We start from the raw sequence: 25,350 nt of genomic DNA, 5'->3' as shown, positions 1-25,350 counted from the left end.
TAATGTCTGATTTTCTGAAATCAAAAGTAGACGGTTTGAAAAAAGACAGTGTTTTTCGTGCACTTAATGTTTTGGAAGGACCTAATGAAGCTTTAGAGATTGTCAATGGGAAAGAAGTTATCAATCTTTGTTCTAATAATTATTTGGGATTTGCGAATCATCCCCGGCTTAAGCGTGCCAATATCGAAGCAATAGAAAAATATGGAGTTGGTGCAGGGGCTGTTCGAACTATTAATGGCAATTCAGATCTGCATGAAGAATTAGATCGACGTTTGGCTCAATTCAAAAACGAAGAATATGTGCATCATTTTCAATCAGGACTTAACTGTAATATGGGTGCTATTGCGGCAATCACAGATGAGAATGATTTGATTCTTAGTGACGAGTTGAATCATGCTAGTATTATTGACGGTATGCGCTTAAGTAAGGCTGCTCGTCGTGTTTTTCGTCATGCAGATATGAATCACTTAGAAGAAATTCTCAAATCGGAACGTCATAAATATCAAAAAGTATTGATCATTAGTGATGGTGTATTTTCTATGGATGGAGATATTGTTCCCCTTAAAGATCTGGTTAATATTGCTAAGAATTACGATGCTCTTACTTATATTGATGATGCTCATGGTTCTGGAGTTCTTGGAAAACATGGACGTGGAACTATTGATTATTTTGGTATGCACAAGCAAGTGGATCTTATTGTTGGCACTTTGTCGAAGGCGATTGGCGTAATCGGTGGGTATATTGCTGGTTCAAAAAGTCTTTATGAATGGATGAATCACCGTGCGCGTCCGGTTTTATTTAGTACGGCGTTACCTCCTGGATGTGTTGCAGCGGTAATCGAAGCGCTTACTATGTTGGAAGAGAGTGATCAATATACACAAAAATTATGGGATAATACGCTGTTTTTTCAGAAAGAAATCCAAAATGCCGGTTTTTCGATTGGCAAAACCCAAACTCCTATTACACCGATTCATATCGGGGAAGAGGCAAAAGCTTTGGAAGTCAGCAAGAAATTATTTGATAAAGGAATTTATGCATCTGCTATTGTCTTTCCTACAGTGCCGCGTGGCACAGCCCGCATTAGAGCAATGATCAGTGCAGGGCATACAAGAGAGCAACTCAAATATGTTGTTAGAGCTTTTAGTGAAATCCGTAATGAATTGAATTTTTAGAATTGGGGGGAGATTATGAAAAAATATTTATTTTTTTTATTATTGACTACATGCAGCTTCCCAAAGCAGCATGTTTTTGATAATCGCTGGATTGATGACTATGAAAATATCCCTCTTGATTTCAAAATAGGCCAAATGTTGATGCTTGGTTTTTATGGTAGTGATGTCAATGAGGAAATCCGGCACTATATTGAGGATTTACATATTGGTGGTGTGGTTTTGTTTAATCGCAGCAATCCTCAGGAACGTGCTAATATTATTTCTCCTGATCAGGTTAAAAAACTTAATCAAGAACTACAAGATTTGGCTTATGTTAAATTATTTATTTCTGTAGATGAAGAAGGTGGTAAGGTAGCTCGGCTTAACAGTAATAATGGTTTTTATACGCCTCCATCCCCAAAGGAATTAGGAGAAAAAAATGATACAAATATTACTTACCATGAGTCGCGAAAAATTGCTGAAATGCTTAAAAAATATGGTTTTAACTGGAATTATGTGCCTACTGTTGATGTTGATATCAATGCTGAAAATCCTATTATCGGTAAATTAGGGAGAGCTTTTTCAGCTGATCCTGTAGTTGTGGCAGATCAAGCTTATGCTTTTGTATTGGGGCATCAGGATGAGGGAATTATTACGTCGTTGAAACATTTTCCCGGGCACGGCAGCTCTGTTGAGGATTCACATGAAGACTTGGTCGATATTACCAAAACTTACGATAAGATAGAATTATACCCGTATGAAGAGCTGATTAAAAAAGGATACAATGAAACAGTTTTAGTAGGTCATTTGATCGATCGCCGGATTGATCAAAAATATCCTGCTTCTTTATCGCAAAATTTTATTCAAAAGATGCTCCGTCAAGACTTGGGTTTTCAAGGTGTTGTCATTACTGATGATCTTAATATGGGTGCGATTAATGGACAAAAACTTTCTTTGGAAGAAATTTTAGTATCCGTTATTAATGCTGGAGTGGATATTGTCATGTATGCTAACAATTTAGGTCCTTATTATAAGGATTTTGCTGATGATGCGGTTTCTTTAGTGCGTAAAAATGTAGAAAATGGAAAAATTTCTCAAGATGCTATTGATCAAGCATATCTTCGTGTAATGAGGCTGAAAAAGGAAAAGCTATATTAAATATCGATTTACTTGAATTTTAATGAAAAAAGAATTATAATGTTAATCAATCAAAGAAAGGAAATGCTATATGACTCAAATGCAGTTAGCTTCTATGATAGATCATACTTTATTAAAAGCTGATGTATTGCCACAAGATATTAAAAGAATTTGCCATGAAGCGCAACAGTATCAATTTGCTAGTGTATGTGTGAATCCTATGTATGTGCCTTTAGCGTCACGTATTCTAAAGCAATCAGATGTAAAAGTATGTACAGTTGTAGGCTTTCCTTTGGGTGCTACAACAACCGCTATCAAAGTCAGCGAGGCTATTGATGCTATCGGTAAAGGTGCTGATGAAATCGATATGGTTATGCCTATCGGACTTTTACGGGCTAATATGCTAGAAGAATGTCGTTATGATATAGAACAAGCAGTTTTAGCAAGCCATTCACAAGGAGCTTTAGTTAAAGTAATTTTGGAAGTATGTTATTTAACGGATAATGAAATTAAAATTATCAGTGAGATATGTTTAGATGCAGGAGCAGACTTTATTAAAACATCCACGGGTTTTGGTACGAGTGGAGCTACTATGGAACGTGTTAAATTGATGAAATCCTTATGTGGTAATGTTATGAAAGTTAAGGCTTCTGGAGGTATTCGTACTTATGATGATGCGTTAAATATGATTGAAGCAGGTGCGGATCGCTTGGGTACTAGCAATTCTATAGCAATAATAGAAAAAATAAGTTCTGTTGACTCAATATATTAAAAAAAGAGATAATTTTTAAAATCAAAATTTAAAAATTATCTTGACAATAAAGTCTTTTTGATGGTATAATATTATCAATAAGTGCCTATAGCTCAGCTGGATAGAGCATTGGATTGCGGTTCCAAAGGTCTTAGGTTCGACTCCTAATAGGCACGAAAAATCCCTTATAAAAATAAGGGATTTTTTACAATTCATTAGAACAAGGACTATTGTTTAATAATTCTTGTAAATTTTGATAAGAAATCTGGATCATATTAGTCAAAGCTTCTTGTGTGTAGGAACCTATATGTGGTGTGATTAGCACTTGCGGATATAAATCCATCAATATACTAATATCTTTGTTAGGTATTATTTGATCCTTCCAGTTTTGAAAAAAAATCTGAGATTCATCTTCAATAGTATCTGTTCCAAAATATCCTAAATGGTTACTTTTCAAACTCTTAATAATGGCATTAATGTCTTGAAGTTCTCCGCGGGCTGTATTAATCAGAATCGATCCCTTTTTCATTTTTTTAAGAAAATCTTCGTTAATGAAATGATAATTCTTGTCAGGAATGTAAGGACAGTGTAATGTAATAATATCAGATTGTAATAAAATGTCATCCAGAGGTAACAAAGAATATTGTTGTGCTTCTATGCTGGGTGAAGGATCGTGACCTATTACTGAAGCCCCTAAACTTTGAAATAAACGTGCAACAGTCAAGCCTATTTTTCCCATGCCAATAATGCCTACAGTACATGATCGGATCTCTTTTGAAAACATAATTTCATCAATGGTAAAATTTCCAGCTTGAGTCCTATGAGTTGTATAACTGAGATGGCGAAGAAAATTCATACTCATACTAATGACTAATTCTGCAATAGCATTTGGTGAATAATAGGGTACATATGCCATTTTGATGCCTAAATTTCGTGCATATTCTATGTCAATATGATTATACCCTACAGTTCGTGTTAACAAATATTTGATATTATAAGAAGCAAATTTGTTAAGAATAGTTTCATCTGCAAAACAGTTTGCTCTAAGCAATACAGCATCATGTTTTTGTGCTAAGCTAGTGTTTTTCGGGGAAAGCAGCTCTGAGACAAGTGTCAATTCGTAATTAAAATTTTTATTTAACTCTTCAAAATAGTTCACTTCTACAGGTCGTACGCCAAAACATATTAATTTTACAGCCATATTATTTTTGAATGATGGACAGTGCTAAATCAAGAATTTTATCACCGTTCATACTGCCATAAACATCCATTGGAATAGATGCAATGGGAATATTAGGAAGATTATTTTGTAATTCTTCTGTCATATAACGAGCTTGTGGTCCAAGAAGGACTATATCTGCATTTTCAAAATCTGATGGATTCGAAGAAACCGGTAAAGCATGAATAGTCAGATCAAGGGATCGTTTTTTTGCTGCATCTTCGACTTTCTTCACTAGTAAGCTCGTCGACATACCTGCAAAACATGCTAAGATAATATGCATAAACTACTCTCCTTTTTCTTCTTTTACTTTTTTGTTGTCTAATATATTGATAAACGGCATCCAAATCAAACCTACGACGATCATATCTAATAATTGCATTAAACCACCGCTAATGTCTCCTGTGATGAGAAATCCTTGTAAAATAGGAGGTGTTGGCCACGGAACAATGATACCAGTAGGTTTTGCTACAATTCCGGTATACATTAGTAAATAGTTAATAATACAAATAGCCACAGGACCAAGTACTAAAGGTATAAATGTAAAGGGGTTCAGTACAATAGGAATGCCAAATAAAATAGGCTCATTAATATTGAATAATCCGGGTAATACAGATAATTTTCCTATTTCTTTGTATTGATTAGATTTAGCTCGTATTGCCAGGATAGCGGCAACAATAAGTGTTGCGCCGGCTCCTCCAATATGAATCATATCAAAAAATTGTTCTGTAATAATATTGGGAGGGAGCTGGCCATTTTGAATAGCTTGGAGGTTGGCATCTTGGAGTGGCAGCCAAAATGGACGCATAACACCATTGACAATAGCACCTCCGTTAAGCCCTAGCATCCACAGCACTGAAATTGCAGAAACTGTACCGATAGCTCCCCATAAATTATTAGCGACCATACGTGATAAAGGAGCTGCAACAAAAGTAAAAATCATTTCATGGATATTGCCAAATGGAGTCAGCATAAATAGACCACGAACAGCTAGCACCAAGCTCATAATAACAAAACCAGGAATGAGGGCAGAAAAAGCCCGGCTTACTGCAGGAGGAACACCTTCTGGCATACGGATGATAATATTTTTGCGGATAAACCATGCATAAAGTTCTGTGATTCCGAGCGCTGTAAGGATAGCGACAAATAAGCCATTGCTACCATACCAGCCTCCAATTGTAATGACACGATCTACTTCAATTATTTGTCCATCTAGAGTAATAGTGGTTGTTATGGGAGTAAGCAGCATAAATGATATCAAACTAATAATACCAGCATATAATCCGTCTACTTTTAGGGATTGTCCTAATCTATTGGCAATAAAAATTACTACGAAAAGAGACATAATATCATAAGTGAAACGTTTAGGCAAGATAATAAATTGATAAAATCCGTCACCGAAAACTTTGTGTGTCCATTCGTAATATCCAGGCAGTGGAAAATCCTGTAGAATAATGAATATAGATCCTATAATGAGAAAAGGAATAAATGAAATAAATCCGTCTCTAATGGCTGCAAGATGCCGTTGAGCTGCGATCTTAGTTGCGAAAGCCATAAATTTGTCTAATATTTTGTTCATGTGAAGAGTTCTCCTTAATCTATAGGTTTATGTATGCGTTCTAAGTAAGCATTCAGCCAATCTGGTGTGGCAGCTTCGTAAACAGTATGAAGGTCTTTTTTGTTGGCCAGAAAAACTGTTGCAGGTAGATCTTGAGTAGCTGCAGCAAAAGAAAATTCGCAATTAGTGGCGATGTTCCAGTTTCCATGAGCATCTATGCCAATAAGCGACATAGCACCAGCTTTTGAGTATTTTTGTTTGAGGCGTACTTCGAAATTAAACAGAATTTTATCCATTATTTCCTGTAAGGAGTAGCCCAATTCAAGCGAACGAACAATTTCATAGCAGAGAGGTTTTTTCATAAGATCCTCGCCCAAACCGGTTGCTGCTGCTGCCCCGAAATCGGAATCGGCATAAAATCCGCAACCTGGAAGTGCCGAATCGCCTATACGTCCACTTTTTTTCATGAAGAGTCCGCTTGTAGAAACTCCTGCTACCATCGAGTCATAATTGTCGCGCGCAATGATGCCTACAGTATCATGACCGTCATAAGGTGAAATATTTTTGTCAGAAATTTCTTTTACTCTCTTTTCCCAAGTACGTTTTGCTCTGTCCGTGAGCATATTTTTTCTTTCAATATTTTCTTTTTGAGCGAAACTTTCTGCTCCTCTTGCTACCAGAAAACTGTTAAATCTTTCCTGCGACAACCTCCGGGCAAGCATAATAGGATTAGCAATATCTTGTACGCCAACTAATGCTCCAATAGATAAAGTATCCCCATCCATAAAAGCGGCATCCAATTCCACTTCGCCATGTTCATTAGGCAGGCCACCAAAACCTACTGATTTGTAGTATGGTTCGTCTTCTGTTATTTTAATAGCAAGCTCAACAGCATCGGCTGCTGTCCCACCCTGTGACAGTAGTTGAGCTCCTGCTTGTATTCCTTCTAAAGACATACGCCATGTGCCGATAATTGTATAATTCATCGGATATGTCTCCATGCTATTATTGTTTTATATTTCTTAATTATAGCATAGCTTTTCATTTTCTACAAACAAAAAGTTCTATTAAAATTAAAACTCCTTATGTTAATACAGACTCAAAAGTTGTATAAAATTCAAAAATCGATATGGTATTACGCATTTTTTTATTTTTCAAAGGATAGTATTGAGGTATCTTTATGAAATTTCGAATATTTTTTAGTTCTTTTTTTGTGGTGTGTAATATATCACTGATGTATTCTCAAACGAATACAAAACTGTCTGAAGTCCCTGTGATAGAGACAAAGTTTTTAATTCCTACCAAGCCTTCAGCTACAGCAAAACATTTGCCTATGTTGCAGAAGCAGTTGAAAATCCCGGTAGGAAGTCTGCCTAATCCTATAGGTGTATCCTTAATTTATAATTATGTCGAGGAAACATATCGAATTAAAGGTTTCAAAGGGGAGTTTGGTGATAAGATCTCAGGTCTCTCTTCTATTTTAGGCAGGGGCCAGAGGGAATGGCTGCTATCAGCTGGTACTGTGCATACTAAAACTCATACAGTAGGAGCGAAAGTCGATATATTTTTGCTGCCGTTTTTGCAGCTTTTTGCTTTAGGGGCATATCTTAAGGTTGAGCAGACAACAGATGTTGGGGATGCTACAGTGCCTTTTGTGAAGCCGATTAATATTCCGACAATTCCAGGCATAATTCAAGGCGGTACTTGGAATTCTATGACGATCCCTGTCGGCAAACTTAGCAACTCTTTAGATGGCTTTGTTACATTAGCCGGATTGAATTTGTTGTTAGGATATAAAGGCTTCTTTTTTTCGTTTATGATGTCAGGTGGATACGTGCGTTTGGATGATAGGCATAATAATGTTATCGGTTTTGTAGAGAAGCCGATCATGTATTTTGCACCTAGAATAGGCTATAGTTATAATGGTGTATTTACTGCTCATGCTGGTGTCCAACGTGTGGAAATGTTTGATGCCACGAAAGGAACTGATTTAACTAAAATTACAGGTGGGCTTGTTAAAACCTATTTAGTGGATCTGGTGAAATTTCCTGTTAACTTTGTAGTAGGCATGCAATTTATGTTTATGCGGGAGTTAGGATTATCAATTGAATATGTTGGAAGTCCTGATGGTCATGGTGTCAATTTGGAAACCGTATTTAGATTTTAAAAAAATAATTCACCGGTTAAGGCCGGTGAATTTAATTAGGTATGTGTTAAAAAGGTGCTGCATACAAACGAGCGCCACTTCCTCCTAATGGTTCCGGATGATCCGAAAAATTATCAGGATGTGCATGAATCATAAGAGAGCGCCCTTTAATGTCATTAAGGGTGATTTTTTTATTTTTTATTGTTTGGCTCACAGACCCATCAGGGTTAACTTCTAATTGCGGAAGATCTCCACGATGTCCGTTACCATCAGGCCCTCCATGAAATCCCGTATTATCAGGATCCCAATGTCCACCTGCATTGCCTCCAACAACAATTTTTCCGTCTTTTTCGGAAGGTGTTAATGTATTGGTTTCATGTAAGTGGAATCCATGATACCCAGGAGGCAGGTTCGAAGCAACTATTTTAATGGCAATTTCTTTTCCTGCTTGTGAAACTGTGATAGAACCAACTTTTTGTCCTGTACCTGTTTTTGTCAATTGATATATGGGTGCAGTTAATGACTGTTGAGTTCCGCATTGAACTGTTACGAATAAAATGATAAAAAATATTTTTTTCATAGTATGTCTCCTTTTATGTTATTTGATTTAAAAAATAAGTCCTAGTGAAAGTCCATGACGGAATATAGGATTTATTTTATTATTTAATCTAGACATATATTTATATGTGAGCAAGAGATAACACCAAATATGCACCTAATACAAAACCAAAGTGACGGTAGAAATTATATTTTAAGAAACTGTTTATTTCGAGGCCTGTTTGAGGGTTACTATAAGATTCTTCTAACAGCGATAATCCTGATGAAGACTCTCGAGTGAAATCAGTATTTTTGGTAATGTTATATTTAGCACCGAGGCATGCATTAAGGGCAAGTGCTTATTGAATATCCTATGCAGAATATACAAGTATCTTTTCTGCTATTAAAAAATATCTCGTATATCCCTGTGGATCGATTAAATCCTTTATTACCATAGTAATATGAGGAAAATTAACTTGTCAGTAAAAGTATATTTTAGGAAAACCTAAAGTTAATTCTATAGCAGTAATTGAAACAGGAACATTTTTTTTAATACGACAGGGATAGATGAATCTCCAAGATCCTTGAGGTATGAAACTCCTTCAATCCCGGTAATAATAGTAAGGAATGTAGGGAGTTCTTTTGGTTGTGCGTAGCAAAGCTGGTGTAAAAATAACTCCTATTAGTAATTTTTTCATATGATTTCTCCTAAATATTTTTAACTTATAACCTCCTTAATTTTTATTGTATCATAATGTGATTTTTTTATCAATTGGATATTCTGTTATTTTTGCAAGTGTAAAATTATTAGATATAGCTTGCTATTTGATAAAAACTTATAACAAATTTATTGTTGTGAGTTTGTAAAGTAAAAATATTTTTCGTTCTAACTTACTTCATGGTACTTTTCATAGCAAAATAGAAAAATTCTTAGTGATTCATTGTCTTTCGTATTGGATTGTAGTATTCTTGGTTGGACATGGGAAATATTAAGGTTTCTTTTTGATACAAATAGGAAGAAAATTGTGATGGGCAGGAAGTTTTCTATTCCGGTGGATTTTTTTTAATTAATAGTTTTATAATTTCTAAATATTTTTTCTTTTGCTAAACATTAAAACCAACCCTTAGGAATTTATCATATATTTTTGGGGGAAGGGGGTGTTAATATTATTTTGTAGCTAGGGATTTTTATGTGATGTTATCGAAATTTTATGGTCCAAATGACAATTATGATCTAGAAATTCGCATTGTCTCATTGCATATGGATCTGTCGGTTCCGTGAGGCGAAATTAACAATCTTTCCGAAATGGTTTTGTGAAGAATGAGCAGCCTCTTATGAATGCACGTATTCTGATAATTTTACTAATGCTGAGTATGTTAGTGAGCCTGAATATAGGGGGCAAATTGTGAACTTTATATTTCAGAATTAGCTTAAAAAATAGCAGATATCATAGGATACAACGGTGAAATCTTCTTTAATATGAGTACGCCAAACAGAACTTTTCGAAAAGTTCTTGATATTTCAGTAGTAAAAGTATAAGCTGGAAATAGTATATAAGAATAAAAAAGATTAAATCTCGGTTTGAAAGATTTAATCTTTAATAATTACTCGAGATGGGGGTCGAACCCATACACCCGTAAGGGCGGCAGATTTTGAGTCTGCTGCGTCTACCAATTCCGCCACTCGAGCCTGTATTTATTCTAGCAGAAAGATATTTTTTTGTCAAGAACCTATTTAAAATTAAATTTAAATAGTATATCATCATAAAATAAGATCTAAATTTAAGAATATAATAAGTATTTCTAACGATCAAATGGCATTATTTTTAATACCTATAGGATCCCATGCACTTATATCATTTTCAGTTAAAAATCATCAATATTATGAGAATAGGGGAGTTTTTTATTTATTATACAGATGCAAATATTATGTTTTATTTCTTGATGAAATCGTAGTTTGTATAAAAATATCTGCACTGGTATTTAGGAGTTAAAGAACTTAAAATACCAGTGCAGAATGATAATTTTTCAATGAGTTCGTATTTAAGCAAATTCAAACTAAAATTATTTGGCTTGAATGTTTTCCCATACTCGCGACTGTACGCCTAAGGCTTCATTACCGATATCTTTCAGAAGAGTCGTTCTTTTCATCTCTTTATAAGATATCAGAGGTTGAGTTTCCATAAGAGAACGTGCTGGTATATTAATGGAATTAATTCCCCAATAATCAGCTAGTTTTGCATAAATATCAGGCCGGTGGATAAAATTAATAAATTTCATAGCAGCATCTTTATTAGGAGCATTTTTTAGGACTAAAAATGTATCAATCCATGCCATTGCGCCTTTGTCGGGAATGACAAATTTTGTTACTTTGCGCCGTTCTTCACCAAGCGATGGCCAAATGGTATCAATATATCCTTGTACGACGTCAACTTCTCCGTTGGCATAGGCCACTTGAAAGGAATCTGAATCGAAACGTAAAATATTTTGCTTCCACTTTTTTATTAAATTTTCTGCATCGTTCATGGCTTGAGGATAGTAATCACCAGGCTGATGTCCTGTAATTAGCAGAGCTGAAGACATAACTTCGCGCATTTCACCAAGCATCATCATGCGCCCTTTATAATTAGGATTTTCATAAATTTCAAATCCTTTGACTGGTTCTTGAATAACTGAGGTATCGTATGCTATAACCGTTGGGCCAAAAACAAAAGGCATAATATAATCCTGTCCGGGATCAACTGTTTTTAGTTCTTCTAAAATAAAGGGTTCAACATTAGTTATGTTTGGTATAGCTGCTTTATCAACTGAAGCTATCAAGTCTTCTTCTATCATAATCGTTGCATAATTAAGCGACGGCACGATCAGATCGAAATTCGAAGCTCCTGCTTTGACTTTGGCATAAATTTCCTCGCTTGAGGTGACGGCATCTTCGAGAACACGGATACCGGTTTCCTGTTCGAACTGCTTGTAGATTTCGGGAGAAATATAGTCAATCCAGTTATATATTCTCAATATTTGCTGCTTTGAGCCGCACGAGGATAAAATGAAAAAACATATTCCCAACCATTTTTTTGACATAGATGCCTCCTTATTTTATGAGCATACGCCCGATTTTTTTGTTAAATGAAAAAACAATCAGCGAAACACCGACGATCAGTACTGACAGCGCGTTAAGTGCTGGTGATACTCCAAAGCGTATAGAAGAATAAACAAACATCGGCAGTGTTGTCGATCCAGAACCTGAAACAAAGAATGTAATCGCAAAATCATCTAATGACAGCATCAAGGTCAGAAAAAATGATGCTGTCAATCCCGGTGCAATCACTGGCAATAAGATTTTTGTCCATGTTTGGAATTCATTGGCTCCAAGATCTTTTGCCGCTTCAAGGATCGATAAATCGCTTTCTTCCAGCACCGATAGAATCAGCAACAGCGAAAACGGAATATTCATTGTTGTGTGAGCAATAAATATGGTACCTAAACCTAATGGAAAACTAAGCATCACAAATAAAGTCAGTAAAGAAATTCCAATAATGAGGTCCGGCAGCATAAGTGGCATATAGGATAATGACAAAAGAAATTTACGCCATTTCAGCGACCTGTGCCAGATAGCCCATGCTCCTAACGTGCCAATTAAAGTAGATGCAGAGGATGATAAAACACCGATCAATATACTATTTCCTAATGCATTCCAGATTTTGGGAGAGCCACTAAATAATAATAAATACCATTTTAAAGAAAATCCTTCCCATACAGCTGATTTGCCGCTGTTAATTGAAAATACTATCATAGTAAGGATGGGAATATAAAAAGTAAGCATAGTAAAAATGAAGATTATAAGATTAAGTGCTTTAGATTTCATATTTAGCTCCTTTTTGTGCTGAATTGACAAACATCAAGAACAAAGCTAAAATACTGATAACTGATGATATGGCAGCTGCTAATGGCATATTGCGACCTACTGTAGCATTATGAGCAACTAATGTGCCCAGTACATATGAGCTTTGTCCGCCGACTAGTTTGGCAACTGCATAGTTACCGAATGTATTGATAAATACAAACACAGATGCAGACAATATACCGTTTCTGATATTGGGTAGAAAGACGTTCCAGAAACTCTGCCATGGTGTTGCTCCAAGATCTTCTGCAGCCTCAAGCAAAGAAAAATCAAATTTTTCAATAGCAGAAAAAATCGGAATGATCGCAAACGGCAGTGCAACATAAATAGAAATAATAATCACAGAAAAATTATTATATAAAAGCTGGATAGGCTTGTGGACAACTCCTGCCTTGATAAATACAGAATTGATAATACCATTGTTGCCAAGTACGGTAATCCAAGCATAGATTCTCAAAAGAAAATTTGTCCAAAACGGTATGGCAATTAGCATCAACCAGAAGCTTTTTAGAGGTGACTGGTTGATAAAATAAGCCGAAGGTAGTGATAAAATAACGCATACACAGGCAGCGATAATGGAAATAAAAAATGTTCTTACAACTGTAATAACAACACGTGGTTCTATTAATTCTTTGTAGGCATTAAAATTGAATCGCATTTCACTCCAAACCTGCGATGAAAACAAATCGCGAGCTGCTTCCTGCCAACCTAAGTTTTTAACATTAGGATGAAAATCCCGAATAACAGCGGTAATTGCAGTCCACGACTGGTTTTCCATGAAAGATACCAAAAAAATAAGTATCGTAGGAATAATAAAAAATAAAATCATCCAACCTAAGTAAAGTGATGCATATACTTTTAATTTTTGCATTAATCTAACACCTCTACAATATAAGAATCGTCAGCATCCCATAAAAACCAAGCTTCTTCGTCCCAGTGGACAACTTCCGTGCCGTCTTGGAAGAAGATATCATGTTGTTCGAAGGCTTTGATGAGTGCATGATGACCAGGCATTTTAAGGAAGTATTTGCTTTGAAAGCCTGAATAAATAACATCGTCGATCTTTCCACGGATTAGGTTGTGCCATTCGTTAGGGAGTTCGGGTTTATTTTTGAGAACTTCGATTTTTTCAGGCCTTATCGACAAAATAACTGTCTGACCAGGATTGGCTTTTTTATCGAGTTCGATGATGATTTCTCCGATATCAGATATAATTTTTGCATGATTTTTATCGAGAATATCAGTAACGCAACCTTGAATGAAGTTATTTTCCCCGATAAAATCGGCCACAAAGCGTGTCGCAGGTGTCTCGTACAGCTCGATCGGAGTGCCTACTTGAAGCACTTGACCTTCGTTCATAACAGCAATGCGATCAGAAACGCTTAATGCTTCTTCCTGGTCGTGTGTCACCAAGATGAATGTAATTCCTACTTCGTCATGAATACGGTCGAGCTCGAGGAGCATATGCTGGCGGAGTTTAGCGTCGAGTGCTGAAAGTGGTTCATCCAATAAAAGTACCCGCGGTTCGTTGGCAAGTGCCCGTGCAATCGCAACCCGTTGCTGTTGCCCTCCCGACAATTGTGCAGGATATTTATTTAGATGGGTTTCCAGTCGGGCAAGTTTGGCATATTCCAGTATTTTATCGTGGAATGACGATGCTTTTTTTCCTTTTACATTGAAAGAAAATGCAATATTATCGTATACAGTCATGTGAGGAAAAAGAGCATATTTTTGAAATATGGTGTTTACGGGCCGATTGTTAGGTGGAGTGAGTGTCATCTCTTTGTTTCCAAGGTATACCAGACCTTTATCTGCTTGGATGAAGCCTCCGATAATACGTAGTAATGTAGTTTTCCCACAGCCTGAGGGGCCTAGTAGAGAAAAAAATTCGCCTGAATTAATGTCAAGCGAGATATCATCTAAAACCAGATGTTCGTTATAGGATTTAGTGATATTTTTTATTCTAATAGTGTTATCTAACATAATAAAATCCTTGAAATGAAATAGACAATCAGGAAGCTTATTACTCTTATTAAGAAAAATAATGAAATCAAATTTGAACCGAGATACGGCACATAAGAAAAATGTTAAAGTGCAGCAATCGAGAAAGATAGAGAAATGCCGGAAGAACAGGAAGATAATAAAAGCAGGCAGAACGCCATAGAGTGGCCATAAAACCCTCCGACGCTAAAACCTCGTTTTTATTAAAACGGTAATATTACATTAACATATTTTATTTTTTTTGTCAATATTTATTATCTAAAATAATTTATTATCCGATATAGAGTTAATTTGATTATCTGAATATTTTTTTTTATTTGTTGACATTTTCTTTAAGAATGAATAAAATAAAATATCACTAAAGAATTATCGATTTTATAGGAGGGTTCTATGACTCTTTTTTTCTTGGGCATTGCTGTGCTGCTGGTAGGTTTTTTAATTTACGGCTCGATTGTCGAAAAAGTACTCGCGCCAACCGACGCTCCCACTCCAGCAGTTGCACTAGCTGACGGTGTTGATTATGTCAAACTGCCTGTATGGCGTATTTTCATGATCCAATTCTTAAATATTGCCGGGTTAGGGCCGATTTATGGAGCTATTTCCGGTGCATTGTTTGGTCCTGCAGCGTTTTTATGGATTGCATTTGGCTGTATTTTTGCAGGAGCTGTTCACGACTATATTGTTGGTATGACCTCCATACGCAACAACGGTATGTCTGTCGGTGAACTTGTCGGCCGCTATCTCGGACCAGTACCACTTGTCGTAATGCGCGGATTTTCTTTGGTTCTGTTGATGTTATTAGCTGTCATTTTTGCTAAAGGTCCTGCTTCCATTCTGCAAAATCTCGTTTCCAGTTTCGTTGACCTTCCTTCTTGGATGAATACCACTACTTTCTTCTATGCTATTTTATGTTATTATTTTATTGCTGCTTTTCTTCCCATCGATAAAATTATTGCTCCTCTCTATCCGATTTTCGGAGCTATCTTGATTTTTACAGCTATTGCCTTGATTGTCCAGGTGATTGCTAAAGGATATTCTATTCCATTTGAAGGTTTTGCCAACATGCATCCTGAAGGTACAGCAATTTTTCCATTTCTTTTTCTAACGATTTCGTGTGGTGCGTGTAGTGGGTTTCATGCTACCCAAACACCAATGATGGCGCGTTGTGTTGCTAACGAAAAACAAGCTCGTTTTGCATTTTATGGGGCGATGATTTTGGAAGGAATTTTAGCAATGATTTGGGCTACGGTTCCGATGGCGTTTTTCTCGGGATGGTTGGCGGCTCAAGGTTTGGATTCAGGGGCGGTAGCTACAGCAAGCGCTATGCTTCAAGCCGGCTCGCTTAACAATCCTGGCGCGATCGTCAATACCGTTTCTTTAAGCCTTTTAGGAGTTTTTGGAGGGTTTCTGGCTGTTTTAGGGGTTGTTGTCTGCCCAATTACTAGTGGTGATACCTGTTTCCGTTCTATGCGTCTCACTATTGCAGATAGCCTTCATTTACCTCAATCTTCCTTCAAAAATAGACTAGTTGTTCTGCTTCCTCTGATGGGATTAGGAATACTTTTAAATTATGTCGACTTTGGCGTATTGTGGCGCTATTTTGCCTGGTCCAATCAAACTCTAGCAGCTTTTGCGTTATGGATGGGTACAGGATACTTTGCGCATACTGGGCAGGTTTCCAAGCACTACATGACTACAATTCCAGCAGCGTTTATGACAGCGGTTTGTGTGGCTTACATTTTGGTGGCACCGATCGGGTTCAATTTGCCGCAGCCTTTATCCAGAAATATCGGTATTTTTGTCGGTTTTGCTAGCTTGGCTGTAGCGCATATCATGGTTGATTGGAAATCCAAAAAAGAAAGCAGAACACCTTTGTCTGCTTAGATTTTCTAAAAAAAATTCAATAACATTATAGTATAATTTGAAAAAATATGTTATACTATGATGTTATTTTTATGAGGGAGAGGTGTTATAAAACATATATTATTAACAGTAGTATTAAGTTTTTTTATGGTCATTCCTATATATACCCAACAAACCCCCGCAACTCCCAGACCCCAAGCTCAAAGGCGTGTTCAGCATAGACTGTCAATACTAACCGCGATGCTTGTTCAAAATGCACCTATTGCTGAATTGGCGACTTTTCAGGTGAATCGCACATGGTATGCCCGACAATTTGATGTTTGGAAAACTGGTTCAGCAGGTATGGGATTGTCCATTGGATTAGGATATGATCTACAAGGCAGACGGGGTGCTATGTTTCGTATGCAAGCTATGCTTGAATCTACAGGTTGGGTTATGGGTGTATTTGATATTGGGACAGGTATACGAACACCTATTGGTAAAAAAGGGGTTCGTTTTAGTACAGAAGTTTATTTTTCGATGGCTGTCACTGGTGGAAATTTGGGAATTGTAGGAACGGCTCCTATTAGTCAATTGAGTTCACTGTCTACGTCAGTTGGTCTTTTCGGTTTCAAAGGGCGGCTTGCTTTGGAAGTTCCTATTAATAAAAAATTATTCTTAACTTCTTATATTTCTTATGCCTCCTATCCTTGGCGGCATGCTTCTACCCGCGCAGAATATCTTATTAACGGGAGTGCTTCAGGAGTCAGTATCGATGGACTGCAAATAGGATTTGAATTCGGTTCAAAATTTTAAGGTGTGGAAATGAAAAAACAGTTTATTATTTTTGTCATTGTAGTGTCTGGCACTGCATGTTCGGCAGTACCTAAAACACCTTCGGATTTGATGGTAGGGGAACAATTTTCCTATTCTTTAGACCAAAAAGCAAAAACATATCCTTTTTGGAATGTTCATTTTCGGGGATTTGATGTCCGTACGGCTGGAAAGACATTAGATGTCCATGAAAAAAGAAGAATGTTAAGGCATTTAGATTTGCTTCGCTTTACGATCAACACTCCAGAATTTGCGACAAATGTACTTAAAGGAACATACCGTTCGGCTCGTGCTGTCACTTCAAGAGACGGTCAACGCACTTTAGCTGTAGGTGATTATTTGGATCCGCAGCGTCTTTTGGATATTGTGCGTTATAGAGTGTTTCCTTTTACGATTGCCAAGCAGAATATTAGCGCTGGCGCTGCTGCTGTTGGGGTTGTTGGTCAGTCAATATATCTTGAAGATTTTTTCAATCCAGCATTTCGTGTATGGTCTTGGATTGCATTTCCTGACAGGGAGTATTGGAATGAAGGCGGATATCTCCAAGAAGGCTATTTAAGCGGTGTTATTTTTCACGAGCTGCTCCATAATACTGGTTTTACTCATGGGGGTCCTAGTCATGATACAGTATATGGACTTCAAGGTGCTTATACCAGTACATTGACTAAAGAATTTTATGCAAAATATCACAAACAAATTGAAGCATTTCGACCTTTTTATGAAGAATTGCATGCTGATGAATTGACATTTACAACCACTATAGATACCCCTGTTCCACCGACTACTCCTTTATCATTATCGCATACGAAACATTATGTTGCTGCACATTCTGATGATGAAGTAGTTATTTGCATTGTAAAAGAAAATGGCACTCATGAATTACGTGTTGTCAAAGTTTCTGAGATGGATACTTTATAAAAGGGTAATTGTTTATCCTAATATACAAAATAGGTTTGCTTATGAAAAATATAGCTTTTCTTCCTTTGAGAGGTGGGAGTAAATCGATTATACTCAAAAATATCAAGCTGCTTAATGGCATACCCTTAGCGTACTATGCGCTGGATGCTGCTGTGGCTTGCCCGTATATTGAAGTTGTTGTTGTGGCTACTGACAGTGATGAAATTAAAACGGTTATTCAAGAATATGCTTCTGATAAGTTGTTAATTATTGGACGTTCTGAACTGGTATCGACTGATACTTCTCCTACAATTGATGTTTTATTGGAATTTGCTGAGCAGTATTCTTTTGAAACTGTTACTTTAATTCAAGCAACATCCCCTTTGGTATCTCCAGAAGATTTGATGGGAGGGTGGGCGTTATTTCAACAAGGTTATGACAGTGTATTATCAGTTACGCGGCAGCATCGGTTTATATGGGATGAACAAACACGCGTGCCTAATTATGATTTGTATAATAAGCCACGCCGTCAAGATTGGAAGGGTATTTTGGTAGAGAACGGTGCTTTTTATATTTCTTCTTATAATCAGATAATCGGCTCAAAGGCGGTTATATCAGGAAATATCGGCTTATATGAGATGGCTCCTGAAACTTATGTGGAACTTGATGAGCCTTATGATTGGATTGTAATGGAGCAACTGATAAAAAATAAGAATTAAAATCTTGCGATTTTTTTTAATATGTGTTAATATAATAAGGAATTTGACATTTGGGGAAATTTAATGAAAAAAACAGCATATTTTATGTTTTTTATACTTTTTACGTCGGCATGTGCTAAAAAAAATTATGTGAAAATAAATGATAATATGTTGACTATTCGTGTTCGTGTATCTAGAAGAGGCTTGGATTTGCCGGATGTAGTTTTAGAAAAAGCTTTAAAAGATCTCAAAAAAACTTCTGGTGTGTTTGTGCCAAATACTGCTAATTCTACTATTGCTTCAAATATGCTGACAATAGATATGCGTATTTCCAATATTTCTAATAATATGGAACCAGTAGGCATTTTCCGTTATTTTATTAATGATCAAGATTCTGGGACTTCAGCGACTAGTTCTGCCTTTACAATTAAAATTCCTGATAATATTCAAGGTAGTTTATTTGAAACTCCTGTATATCAGGTGCGTTGGTACACTCGGTTCGAAGGTAAGTAGTTTTTCTTAAATTTTTAAAGTATACATTGTTTTTATTAGTATTTCTTTGAGATTGGCAGTACGTGTGTATATAATCGAAATAATATTTTCCTCTGGGTATATTTTTACTGTCAGTCCTATATTTTTTAAATGATCTAAAGATATTAGTTCCGAATTTTGTATTTCTATCAAGACTTCAGAAGAATTATTTTGTATGCTTAAGATTTTTTCTTCAGACAGTATAGTATAAATTTTTTGTGCAATAATAAAATCCCAAAAATTAATGGCAGATTGAAGACGGTCAACAATATTTTGAGCAGATATATGCTGATCATTCCATGTGATAATATTATTATTTTCTAGAGTTTTCAATGTAAAGAAGTTATTATAATATGGAATCATAGTATTTTCATTATTATATAATTGAAATACTAACATGTTATTAATAATTTCTATATTTTTGATATTATCTGGTCCTTGCAGTGCTTGCAGTAATAAAATAGTTTCATGATCCTCCAAAGTTTCTTTAAAAATTTCTAAATTTTGTTTGATTAGTGCGCTTTGAGGACCAAATATAAGATGGATTTCCTTGCCGGTACGTACTATGCCGCTCGCATTGAGATTAAGAAAAAGTTGATCATTTGCGCATATATTAATATTACTTAGCGTTACTCTGATCCGTGATAAGCAGTTATCTATTTTGAGAATGTTTTTTTCTCCCCCTAAAAATAACATCAAATCTTGAATTGTTGATAAAAATTGAACATTTAATTTTTTTTTATCCATCCCATTCCCCCTTATGAAATTTTTGTAATAGTCTTTCGGTATTTTATTAAAATTATATAGGTCTGATTAAAAAATTATTGACATCTATCGAAGATTATATTATAATTATTTTGTTATATACTATAACAAAATAGGAGGAGAATCAAATTCCGCATTAAAAATGTTTTTTTATTTTATATATTTTATAGGGTCTTTATATGCGGAAATTTTTATATTTTTTTATTTTAAATATTTTATTATTATCTTGCGAAAAGGTTTTCATGACGGAAACAAAAGCCGTTGTATTATTATCATTAACTGTTTCGCAAGAAACATCAACACAAGGTATTGTTCTTGACTGGTCATCCCAGTGGGATTTTGTTACGTTTAATATTCATAGAGGAGAAAACGATAGCGATTTAGTGCTTTTCAGGAGCAATATTGTACAAACTTCATGGCTCGATGAGGATACTATTCCCGGAAAACTATATTTTTATCAAGTTGTTGCTTATAACGGGTCAGGCCGGATAATTGGTCAATCACCGGTTTTATCTGGTAAGCGTGCATATATTTCATTTGATAAAGTTATTGCTCCAGAAAATCTTAAAGCTTCTATTGACAAGTACAGCGACAGAATCGAGCTTTATTGGTTCGGCGGGGCACAGGATCGTTTTCGTATTTACCGATCTGATAAGTCGCAGGGTACTTATCGGCAAATTTCTGAGACAGGCGGTATTTTTTATACTGATAGATCAACTCAGCCAGGTGCTACGTATTATTATAAAATTACGGCGGTAGGCGTTGATATTGATGGCAAGGTTAAAGAACGTGAAATGATCGGCCAACCTCAACAAGGACGTACTTTAAATGCCCCACAAGGGCTTTCCGCTTCTAAAAATAGTCGTAATTTTGTTGGAGCTATAGAGCTTTCTTGGGATGAAGATAAAACTGTTGAATATTATAAAGTATATCGTTCTTCTTTTCAGGATGGGAGCTACTCGCTAGTGGCACCTTTTGTGATTGGAAATAAGTATGTTGATTGGGCGTTACCTGATCTTAAAGGATCATATGAGGGATCGTATTTTAAATATCCTTCTTATTTCTATAAGATAGTGGCTGTTAAAAATTCTCAGGATTCGGGTGCTAGTACGGCCGTTGAAGGATCAGCTATTAATCCAGATGATTTATTTCGAGCACCACAGGTCAAGGTGGAAATTGATAAATCTTCTTATCCATACACTGTTAAAATTTCATGGTCTGCTGTCGAATCAGGAAATCTTACGTATATTTTGTCTAAAAAGGAAAGTACAGGAAGTACACGGATGGTTCCTGTGTCTACCACCTCAACAATGTGTATTGTGTCTAATGAACCTTTAGGGACGCGTGTAGAATATGTTGTTCAGGCTATTAATCCTAATGCAGGTAATTTAGCAGGAGAAGAAGGAACAGCGGTGTATCAAAGCTTGACTCCAGCACCTCCTGTCATTAAAACAATCACTACCAATGCTCGAAAATATATGACTAATAAGGTTGAATCAACAAATATTAAAACTTATATATATTGGAAAAGTTGGGGGAGCCTGAAAGAATCTATGGTGGGGACTGTAGAAAAATGGTGGAAAATCACATCGACAGTTGGGAATATTTCTTTAACTTGGGAAAAGAAAGATAATTCTGAAACTATTGATTCTTACAATATCTATCGTAAAGGTCCAAATGAAGGGGAGTATGTAAAAATAAACAAAAATCCAGTAACTGATTTACAATATAATGATACTGAGTTTAATGAAAGCCAGTATAAAGGTAGTTTTGTTAACGGCAGTTTTAAATATCCAATGTATTCTTATAAAATTGCGGCGGTTGCCAATGGAAATGAAAGTATACTGAGTGAAATTCCTGAAGAGGGTTCGGCAATTAATCCTAAAGATATTCTTCCAGCTCCTGAACATTTAGGAATTCCACACAACTGGGCTAGCGGAACAGGGTGGGGGAATACCACTATTGTTAAAGGAAGCAACACTACAACAGGTGATCTGAATGTTGATAAATATGCATATGGTATTGATCAAGTTCCAAGTAAAGGTGGGTCAAGTAATTTCCTATGGCTGGTTTGGAAGGCTGTATCTGGAGCTTCTCATTATCAAGTGCGGCATTCTCGAGGAGAACTTTTAGAAGATTGGTATACCCACAGTACTGTTCAGGATACAAAACTATGGCTTAATAATGAAATGATGACTTCCAGTATGACAGGATTGTATGTATTGAGTGATTTTTTTGGATATTCGCGTGAAAATGCTGCTTTTGAGGTGATTCCTATGAATCAAAATGCAGGCGGTTTATTAGGTGATACTATAGGAATTTGGTTCAATGAGCCTGTCAATAAACCTAACGGATATTAGAGGTTGCTATGAAAAAAGAATGGATAATTATATTTTTTGTTTTGTTTTTCAGTTCGTGTGCAAAAACAAAGTTGATTGATAAAACGCTTAATGAGTTTCAAGCAAAAGCCAGTAAAAATTTTGATGATCATATTGAAGTTACATGGACAAAAAATGATTTCTACAAGCACTATCAAGTACTCCGTAGCGAAACAGATTTAGGAACGTTTAAATCCATTTCTGGCCTAATTAATAACGATCAGTTTAAAGATTATGATGTTACATCAGGGAAAACATATTACTATAAAGTGCGTGCCTATAATAATATTAATACTCCGCTTTATACGACTGAGGCCACTGATGGTTTTTCGGGCACTATGGTGAGCCAGCCTCCACCAAGTAATGTCCGCACAGTAGAAGGTAAGTCACCAATTATGATCCGATTGGAATGGGATAGGGTTAATGATGCAGATGCTTATAAAGTTTATCGTTCGATGAATCCTGATGTTATGACGGATCCAGATATGTTAGGAGCGGGTTGGAAAGAAGTAGCAATTGTACGTTATCCCTTTTATGAAGATGATGATGTTGTTGCAGGATCCTATTATTATTATCGTGTTGGTTCTGTTGCTCGGCGCAGTGACGGTAGTTATGGACCTGTGAGTTCGGGATTTTCATCTCCTATACAAGGATATACATTTGGTGGGGATGCAGGGTTGTCTTCTACTGCAGGGGCGTTTTATGATAAAATTGTATTGACATGGATTACTCTGCCTACGGTTAAGCAGTATATAGTATACCGTTCGGAAGATAAAAATGTTATCGGTATACCGGTTGCAACCTTGGCTGCATCCGAATCTCCTACTTATTCCGATTATACAGCGGAATCGGAAAAAATATATTACTATACACTGCTTTATAATAATGACTATACATTGCGTCAGAGCCGGACGGTAAAAAGCTATAAAAAAACAGATACTGCACCTCCAATGCCTGAAAATTTTCAGGTTTCGCAGGGAACGGATTCTATTAATGTTGTGCTCACTTGGAGTAAAGTTGATTCTGCTAAGGGGTATACTATTTTTAGATCCTCCAGCCAAAATGGCCCTTATGAAGAAATAGCGACTATTAATGATAAAGATGTTGTTACTTATAGGGATACTCCGCCTACAGGTTCATATATTTATTATTATAAAATATCGGCATTTAATCCTGCTCCGGGATCCGAAACTACACCACTTCAGGGTTGGGTGAATCGTCCGCCTTCTAATGTTACGGCTTCAACCGGTTTTGGTAATAAAGTAGTTTTGTCTTGGGATCCTGTTCCCGGTGCAACGCAATATAATATTGATTTTTCTGAGTCACGTGATGGTTCGTATACACGTGCTGGGTATGTTGCTGGCGGATCCGGTCGGGATAGGGTTTCTTTTAGTCATGATATTAATATTGGGGATCTTTCCTCTAAAGAATACTATTATAAAGTTCAAGTTAATGCCGGTTCTGTGAGTGATTGGTCGGAGCCTATTTTGGGGAAAATCCAAAAAATAGGGCAACCTCAAAATTTCCGTATTCTTAATAATAAAACATCAACGGAACGTACGTTAACAATGGAATGGGATGCTGTTCCTAATGCTGAACAATATAATATCTATCGTGCCACATTGAAACATGCAGGTGCTAGTGTAGAGCATTTGACACTAAATGATTATAAAAAAGTAGCAACTGTTAATGATACTGGTTATCAAGCTCCTTTGAATACTGTGCCTTTGCGGCGTTATGTATACCGTGTTGTAGCTGTAGATGGCGGTGGTGCAGAAGGTGTCGGATCATTATCAGGTATTGCCTATCGCTTGCCTGTTGATATTGATGAATTTTTATTGGATGTTGATTTTACTATTATTCATGCCCAAACACAAATTAGAGGTTTTGGAGATAACGGCAGTAGTGGTAGTATTCCAGGGCGTTATAAGGGGATGTACTATTATAATGCCAGTATGTCAGGTGCCAGAAGCCGATGGGATAATTATATTAGTTTTGAAGTACAGCTTACTGGTAATCCGTCAATTAGTATCAGTATATCGCCTATGGGTGCTTATATGACAGGACCTGTAAGTATTTCTGGTTTGTATACTGGTACGGTTACTTATAATAATTTTCTTGGAGCTCCCGGAGGATATGCTATTGGCGGAAGTTTGACTGCTGTTTATAACCATCCGGTACATGGCACATTGCAAAAAATATATAGTTATACTGATGCGGGATTTTTGCGTTCGGTGGTGCTGAAAACGGAAAATAAACCCACTCATAGTGGTATTTTGGCGTTGTTTGAGGAAGGCGGGGGTTAAAATTTTTGATGAAGAGATTACTATGCGTCTATTGGCATCTAATACAACAGCACTAGGAGTTGATATTCAAGAGAAGTTTGTGCCTCATATTAGTAAATATGATCAAATGCTTGATCGCATTAGAATGTTAATTCAAGGCTTGCAAATTTTAGATATAAAAATTGCGGTTACTGAACAAAATCCTCAAAAATTAGGACCTACTGTTTCTTCTGTTGAGGAGTTGTTGAAAAATTTTAACCCTATAGAAAAAATAGAATTTAGTTGTTATGATTCTGTGGACTATAAAAGCTGGCTAGACCAAAATCCTTGTCAAAATATATTATTATTTGGAATAGAAACACATGTATGTGTCTTACAGACAGCTGTCGATTTAAAGCAAGCTGGTTACAATCCGGTGGTTGTTGAAGATGCTGTATCATCACGCTCAGATGAAAACAAAGCTATAGCATTTAAGCGTTTTGATTTGGAGCATGTTATGGTAACTTCTGTAGAGAGTGTATTATTTGAATTACTGAGATCATTTTCTAATCCTATTGCTAAAAGAATTTTGCAACTTGTTAAATAATGGAAAAATTAATTGTACATTTATGTGTAAAATTGAAAAAAGTAAGAAATCTTAATTCTAATTTCAAATCTTCTGATAGAAATTTAAAGTTGACAAATTTATTATAATTTATAATTATTTTTTTTGGAACTCT

The 25,350-nt window shown here is 36.1% G+C and carries 23 protein-coding genes and 2 tRNA genes; 13 read left to right on the top strand and 12 right to left on the bottom strand.

The genetic code is table 11. The features are described 5' to 3' along the window. The first annotated feature begins 2 nt into the window (after positions 1-2). The 4 genes from BM018_RS02945 to BM018_RS02930 all read left to right on the top strand — a co-directional run bounded on the left by BM018_RS02945 (position 3) and on the right by BM018_RS02930 (position 3,215). Positions 3-1,172, top strand: coding sequence for a glycine C-acetyltransferase (locus tag BM018_RS02945; RefSeq protein WP_092318453.1), 1,170 nt, complete (start codon positions 3-5; stop codon positions 1,170-1,172). A 15-nt stretch (positions 1,173-1,187) separates the two neighbouring features. Then, entirely contained in the window at positions 1,188-2,309 is a 1,122-nt protein-coding gene (locus BM018_RS02940; RefSeq protein WP_092318451.1) for a glycoside hydrolase family 3 protein, read from the top strand. A gap of 70 nt (positions 2,310-2,379) precedes the next feature. After that, positions 2,380-3,060 carry a deoxyribose-phosphate aldolase gene (gene deoC, locus BM018_RS02935; protein WP_234945093.1) on the top strand — a complete coding sequence of 227 codons (681 nt, stop codon included), beginning with the start codon at positions 2,380-2,382 and terminating at the stop codon, positions 3,058-3,060. Positions 3,061-3,141: 81 nt separating this feature from the next. Continuing rightward, positions 3,142-3,215 (top strand) — tRNA-Arg (locus BM018_RS02930). A 29-nt stretch (positions 3,216-3,244) separates the two neighbouring features. Here BM018_RS02930 and BM018_RS02925 read toward each other — a convergent pair. Genes BM018_RS02925 through BM018_RS02910 form a run of 4 tightly spaced genes read right to left on the bottom strand, consistent with a single transcriptional unit; the run spans position 3,245 to position 6,802 of the window. Then, positions 3,245-4,240, bottom strand: coding sequence for an NAD(P)-dependent oxidoreductase (locus tag BM018_RS02925; protein ID WP_092318449.1), 996 nt, complete (start codon positions 4,238-4,240; stop codon positions 3,245-3,247). A gap of 1 nt (position 4,241) precedes the next feature. Next, positions 4,242-4,541 (bottom strand): PTS sugar transporter subunit IIB, encoded by a 300-nt coding sequence (locus tag BM018_RS02920; protein WP_092318447.1) that lies wholly within the window; start codon positions 4,539-4,541, stop codon positions 4,242-4,244. Positions 4,542-4,544: 3 nt separating this feature from the next. Further along, positions 4,545-5,837 carry a PTS sugar transporter subunit IIC gene (locus tag BM018_RS02915; RefSeq protein WP_092318445.1) on the bottom strand — a complete coding sequence of 431 codons (1,293 nt, stop codon included), beginning with the start codon at positions 5,835-5,837 and terminating at the stop codon, positions 4,545-4,547. A gap of 14 nt (positions 5,838-5,851) precedes the next feature. Continuing rightward, the gene (locus BM018_RS02910) at positions 5,852-6,802 is read right to left on the bottom strand and encodes a glycosylasparaginase (RefSeq protein WP_092318443.1); all 951 of its coding nucleotides are present in this window, start codon (positions 6,800-6,802) and stop codon (positions 5,852-5,854) included. Between the two features lie 194 nt (positions 6,803-6,996). Between BM018_RS02910 and BM018_RS02905 the strand changes: the two genes are divergently transcribed. Beyond that, a complete protein-coding gene (locus BM018_RS02905) occupies positions 6,997-7,983 on the top strand; it encodes a hypothetical protein (RefSeq protein ID WP_092318441.1) in 987 nt (328 codons plus the stop codon). A 46-nt stretch (positions 7,984-8,029) separates the two neighbouring features. On the opposite strand, the gene BM018_RS02900 is transcribed toward BM018_RS02905, so the two are convergent. The 7 genes from BM018_RS02900 to BM018_RS08135 all read right to left on the bottom strand — a co-directional run bounded on the left by BM018_RS02900 (position 8,030) and on the right by BM018_RS08135 (position 14,573). Then, positions 8,030-8,542 carry a superoxide dismutase family protein gene (locus BM018_RS02900; RefSeq protein WP_092318439.1) on the bottom strand — a complete coding sequence of 171 codons (513 nt, stop codon included), beginning with the start codon at positions 8,540-8,542 and terminating at the stop codon, positions 8,030-8,032. Between the two features lie 1,563 nt (positions 8,543-10,105). Then, positions 10,106-10,189: transfer RNA gene (locus tag BM018_RS02895), tRNA-Leu, on the bottom strand. A gap of 374 nt (positions 10,190-10,563) precedes the next feature. Further along, the gene (locus BM018_RS02890) at positions 10,564-11,580 is read right to left on the bottom strand and encodes an ABC transporter substrate-binding protein (protein ID WP_092318437.1); all 1,017 of its coding nucleotides are present in this window, start codon (positions 11,578-11,580) and stop codon (positions 10,564-10,566) included. Between the two features lie 10 nt (positions 11,581-11,590). Further along, positions 11,591-12,364 (bottom strand): ABC transporter permease, encoded by a 774-nt coding sequence (locus BM018_RS02885; protein ID WP_092318435.1) that lies wholly within the window; start codon positions 12,362-12,364, stop codon positions 11,591-11,593. Beyond that, on the bottom strand, positions 12,354-13,271 hold the full coding sequence (locus BM018_RS02880) for an ABC transporter permease (RefSeq protein ID WP_092318433.1): 918 nt from the start codon (positions 13,269-13,271) through the stop codon (positions 12,354-12,356). The genes BM018_RS02885 and BM018_RS02880 overlap by 11 nt, the downstream gene beginning before the upstream one ends. Further along, a complete protein-coding gene (locus tag BM018_RS02875; RefSeq protein ID WP_092318431.1) occupies positions 13,271-14,383 on the bottom strand; it encodes an ABC transporter ATP-binding protein in 1,113 nt (370 codons plus the stop codon). The genes BM018_RS02880 and BM018_RS02875 overlap by 1 nt, the downstream gene beginning before the upstream one ends. Positions 14,384-14,450: 67 nt before the next feature. After that, complete coding sequence (locus BM018_RS08135) at positions 14,451-14,573, bottom strand: hypothetical protein (protein ID WP_268751004.1); 123 nt, start codon at positions 14,571-14,573, stop codon at positions 14,451-14,453. 218 nt (positions 14,574-14,791) lie between these two features. On the opposite strand from BM018_RS08135, the gene BM018_RS02870 reads away from it, so the two are divergent. From BM018_RS02870 to BM018_RS02850, 5 genes are all read left to right on the top strand, one after another. Further along, a complete protein-coding gene (locus BM018_RS02870) occupies positions 14,792-16,285 on the top strand; it encodes a carbon starvation CstA family protein (protein ID WP_092318429.1) in 1,494 nt (497 codons plus the stop codon). A 126-nt stretch (positions 16,286-16,411) separates the two neighbouring features. Then, the gene (locus tag BM018_RS02865; RefSeq protein ID WP_143280388.1) at positions 16,412-17,059 is read left to right on the top strand and encodes a hypothetical protein; all 648 of its coding nucleotides are present in this window, start codon (positions 16,412-16,414) and stop codon (positions 17,057-17,059) included. A 9-nt stretch (positions 17,060-17,068) separates the two neighbouring features. Next, a complete protein-coding gene (locus BM018_RS02860; RefSeq protein WP_092318425.1) occupies positions 17,069-17,995 on the top strand; it encodes a hypothetical protein in 927 nt (308 codons plus the stop codon). Between the two features lie 41 nt (positions 17,996-18,036). Next, positions 18,037-18,693 carry an acylneuraminate cytidylyltransferase family protein gene (locus BM018_RS02855; RefSeq protein WP_092318423.1) on the top strand — a complete coding sequence of 219 codons (657 nt, stop codon included), beginning with the start codon at positions 18,037-18,039 and terminating at the stop codon, positions 18,691-18,693. Between the two features lie 63 nt (positions 18,694-18,756). After that, positions 18,757-19,185 carry a hypothetical protein gene (locus BM018_RS02850; RefSeq protein WP_092318421.1) on the top strand — a complete coding sequence of 143 codons (429 nt, stop codon included), beginning with the start codon at positions 18,757-18,759 and terminating at the stop codon, positions 19,183-19,185. A 6-nt stretch (positions 19,186-19,191) separates the two neighbouring features. Here the strand turns inward: BM018_RS02850 and BM018_RS02845 are convergent, their stop codons facing one another. Further along, positions 19,192-19,950 carry a PTS sugar transporter subunit IIB gene (locus tag BM018_RS02845; protein WP_092318419.1) on the bottom strand — a complete coding sequence of 253 codons (759 nt, stop codon included), beginning with the start codon at positions 19,948-19,950 and terminating at the stop codon, positions 19,192-19,194. Between the two features lie 260 nt (positions 19,951-20,210). Between BM018_RS02845 and BM018_RS02840 the strand changes: the two genes are divergently transcribed. Genes BM018_RS02840 through BM018_RS02830 form a run of 3 tightly spaced genes read left to right on the top strand, consistent with a single transcriptional unit; the run spans position 20,211 to position 25,217 of the window. Then, on the top strand, positions 20,211-22,328 hold the full coding sequence (locus BM018_RS02840; protein ID WP_143280387.1) for a fibronectin type III domain-containing protein: 2,118 nt from the start codon (positions 20,211-20,213) through the stop codon (positions 22,326-22,328). A gap of 8 nt (positions 22,329-22,336) precedes the next feature. Beyond that, positions 22,337-24,652, top strand: coding sequence for a fibronectin type III domain-containing protein (locus BM018_RS02835; RefSeq protein ID WP_092318415.1), 2,316 nt, complete (start codon positions 22,337-22,339; stop codon positions 24,650-24,652). Positions 24,653-24,674: 22 nt separating this feature from the next. Further along, complete coding sequence (locus BM018_RS02830) at positions 24,675-25,217, top strand: isochorismatase family protein (RefSeq protein WP_092318413.1); 543 nt, start codon at positions 24,675-24,677, stop codon at positions 25,215-25,217. Positions 25,218-25,350: the final 133 nt, after the last annotated feature.

Source organism: Brevinema andersonii (genome assembly GCF_900112165.1).
In the GTDB taxonomy this organism is placed as follows: Bacteria; Spirochaetota; Brevinematia; order Brevinematales; family Brevinemataceae; genus Brevinema; species Brevinema andersonii.
This window is presented reverse-complemented; position numbering and strand designations above follow the sequence as displayed.

Excerpts from the sequence above, each read along its gene's own strand:
- BM018_RS02865 (WP_143280388.1), top strand. The coding sequence starts at position 16,412 with ATGGTCATTCCTATATATACCCAACAAACCCCCGCAACTCCCAGACCC.
- BM018_RS02890 (WP_092318437.1), bottom strand. The coding sequence starts at position 11,580 with ATGTCAAAAAAATGGTTGGGAATATGTTTTTTCATTTTATCCTCGTGC.
- BM018_RS02845 (WP_092318419.1), bottom strand. The coding sequence starts at position 19,950 with ATGGATAAAAAAAAATTAAATGTTCAATTTTTATCAACAATTCAAGAT.
- BM018_RS02915 (WP_092318445.1), bottom strand. The coding sequence starts at position 5,837 with ATGAACAAAATATTAGACAAATTTATGGCTTTCGCAACTAAGATCGCA.
- BM018_RS02860 (WP_092318425.1), top strand. The coding sequence starts at position 17,069 with ATGAAAAAACAGTTTATTATTTTTGTCATTGTAGTGTCTGGCACTGCA.
- BM018_RS02840 (WP_143280387.1), top strand. The coding sequence starts at position 20,211 with ATGACGGAAACAAAAGCCGTTGTATTATTATCATTAACTGTTTCGCAA.
- BM018_RS02900 (WP_092318439.1), bottom strand. The coding sequence starts at position 8,542 with ATGAAAAAAATATTTTTTATCATTTTATTCGTAACAGTTCAATGCGGA.
- BM018_RS02910 (WP_092318443.1), bottom strand. The coding sequence starts at position 6,802 with ATGAATTATACAATTATCGGCACATGGCGTATGTCTTTAGAAGGAATA.
- BM018_RS02920 (WP_092318447.1), bottom strand. The coding sequence starts at position 4,541 with ATGCATATTATCTTAGCATGTTTTGCAGGTATGTCGACGAGCTTACTA.
- BM018_RS02870 (WP_092318429.1), top strand. The coding sequence starts at position 14,792 with ATGACTCTTTTTTTCTTGGGCATTGCTGTGCTGCTGGTAGGTTTTTTA.
- BM018_RS02945 (WP_092318453.1), top strand. The coding sequence starts at position 3 with ATGTCTGATTTTCTGAAATCAAAAGTAGACGGTTTGAAAAAAGACAGT.
- BM018_RS02875 (WP_092318431.1), bottom strand. The coding sequence starts at position 14,383 with ATGTTAGATAACACTATTAGAATAAAAAATATCACTAAATCCTATAAC.
- BM018_RS02830 (WP_092318413.1), top strand. The coding sequence starts at position 24,675 with ATGCGTCTATTGGCATCTAATACAACAGCACTAGGAGTTGATATTCAA.
- BM018_RS02850 (WP_092318421.1), top strand. The coding sequence starts at position 18,757 with ATGAAAAAAACAGCATATTTTATGTTTTTTATACTTTTTACGTCGGCA.
- BM018_RS02855 (WP_092318423.1), top strand. The coding sequence starts at position 18,037 with ATGAAAAATATAGCTTTTCTTCCTTTGAGAGGTGGGAGTAAATCGATT.
- BM018_RS08135 (WP_268751004.1), bottom strand. The coding sequence starts at position 14,573 with ATGGCCACTCTATGGCGTTCTGCCTGCTTTTATTATCTTCCTGTTCTT.
- BM018_RS02885 (WP_092318435.1), bottom strand. The coding sequence starts at position 12,364 with ATGAAATCTAAAGCACTTAATCTTATAATCTTCATTTTTACTATGCTT.
- BM018_RS02940 (WP_092318451.1), top strand. The coding sequence starts at position 1,188 with ATGAAAAAATATTTATTTTTTTTATTATTGACTACATGCAGCTTCCCA.
- deoC (WP_234945093.1), top strand. The coding sequence starts at position 2,380 with ATGACTCAAATGCAGTTAGCTTCTATGATAGATCATACTTTATTAAAA.
- BM018_RS02835 (WP_092318415.1), top strand. The coding sequence starts at position 22,337 with ATGAAAAAAGAATGGATAATTATATTTTTTGTTTTGTTTTTCAGTTCG.
- BM018_RS02880 (WP_092318433.1), bottom strand. The coding sequence starts at position 13,271 with ATGCAAAAATTAAAAGTATATGCATCACTTTACTTAGGTTGGATGATT.
- BM018_RS02905 (WP_092318441.1), top strand. The coding sequence starts at position 6,997 with ATGAAATTTCGAATATTTTTTAGTTCTTTTTTTGTGGTGTGTAATATA.
- BM018_RS02925 (WP_092318449.1), bottom strand. The coding sequence starts at position 4,240 with ATGGCTGTAAAATTAATATGTTTTGGCGTACGACCTGTAGAAGTGAAC.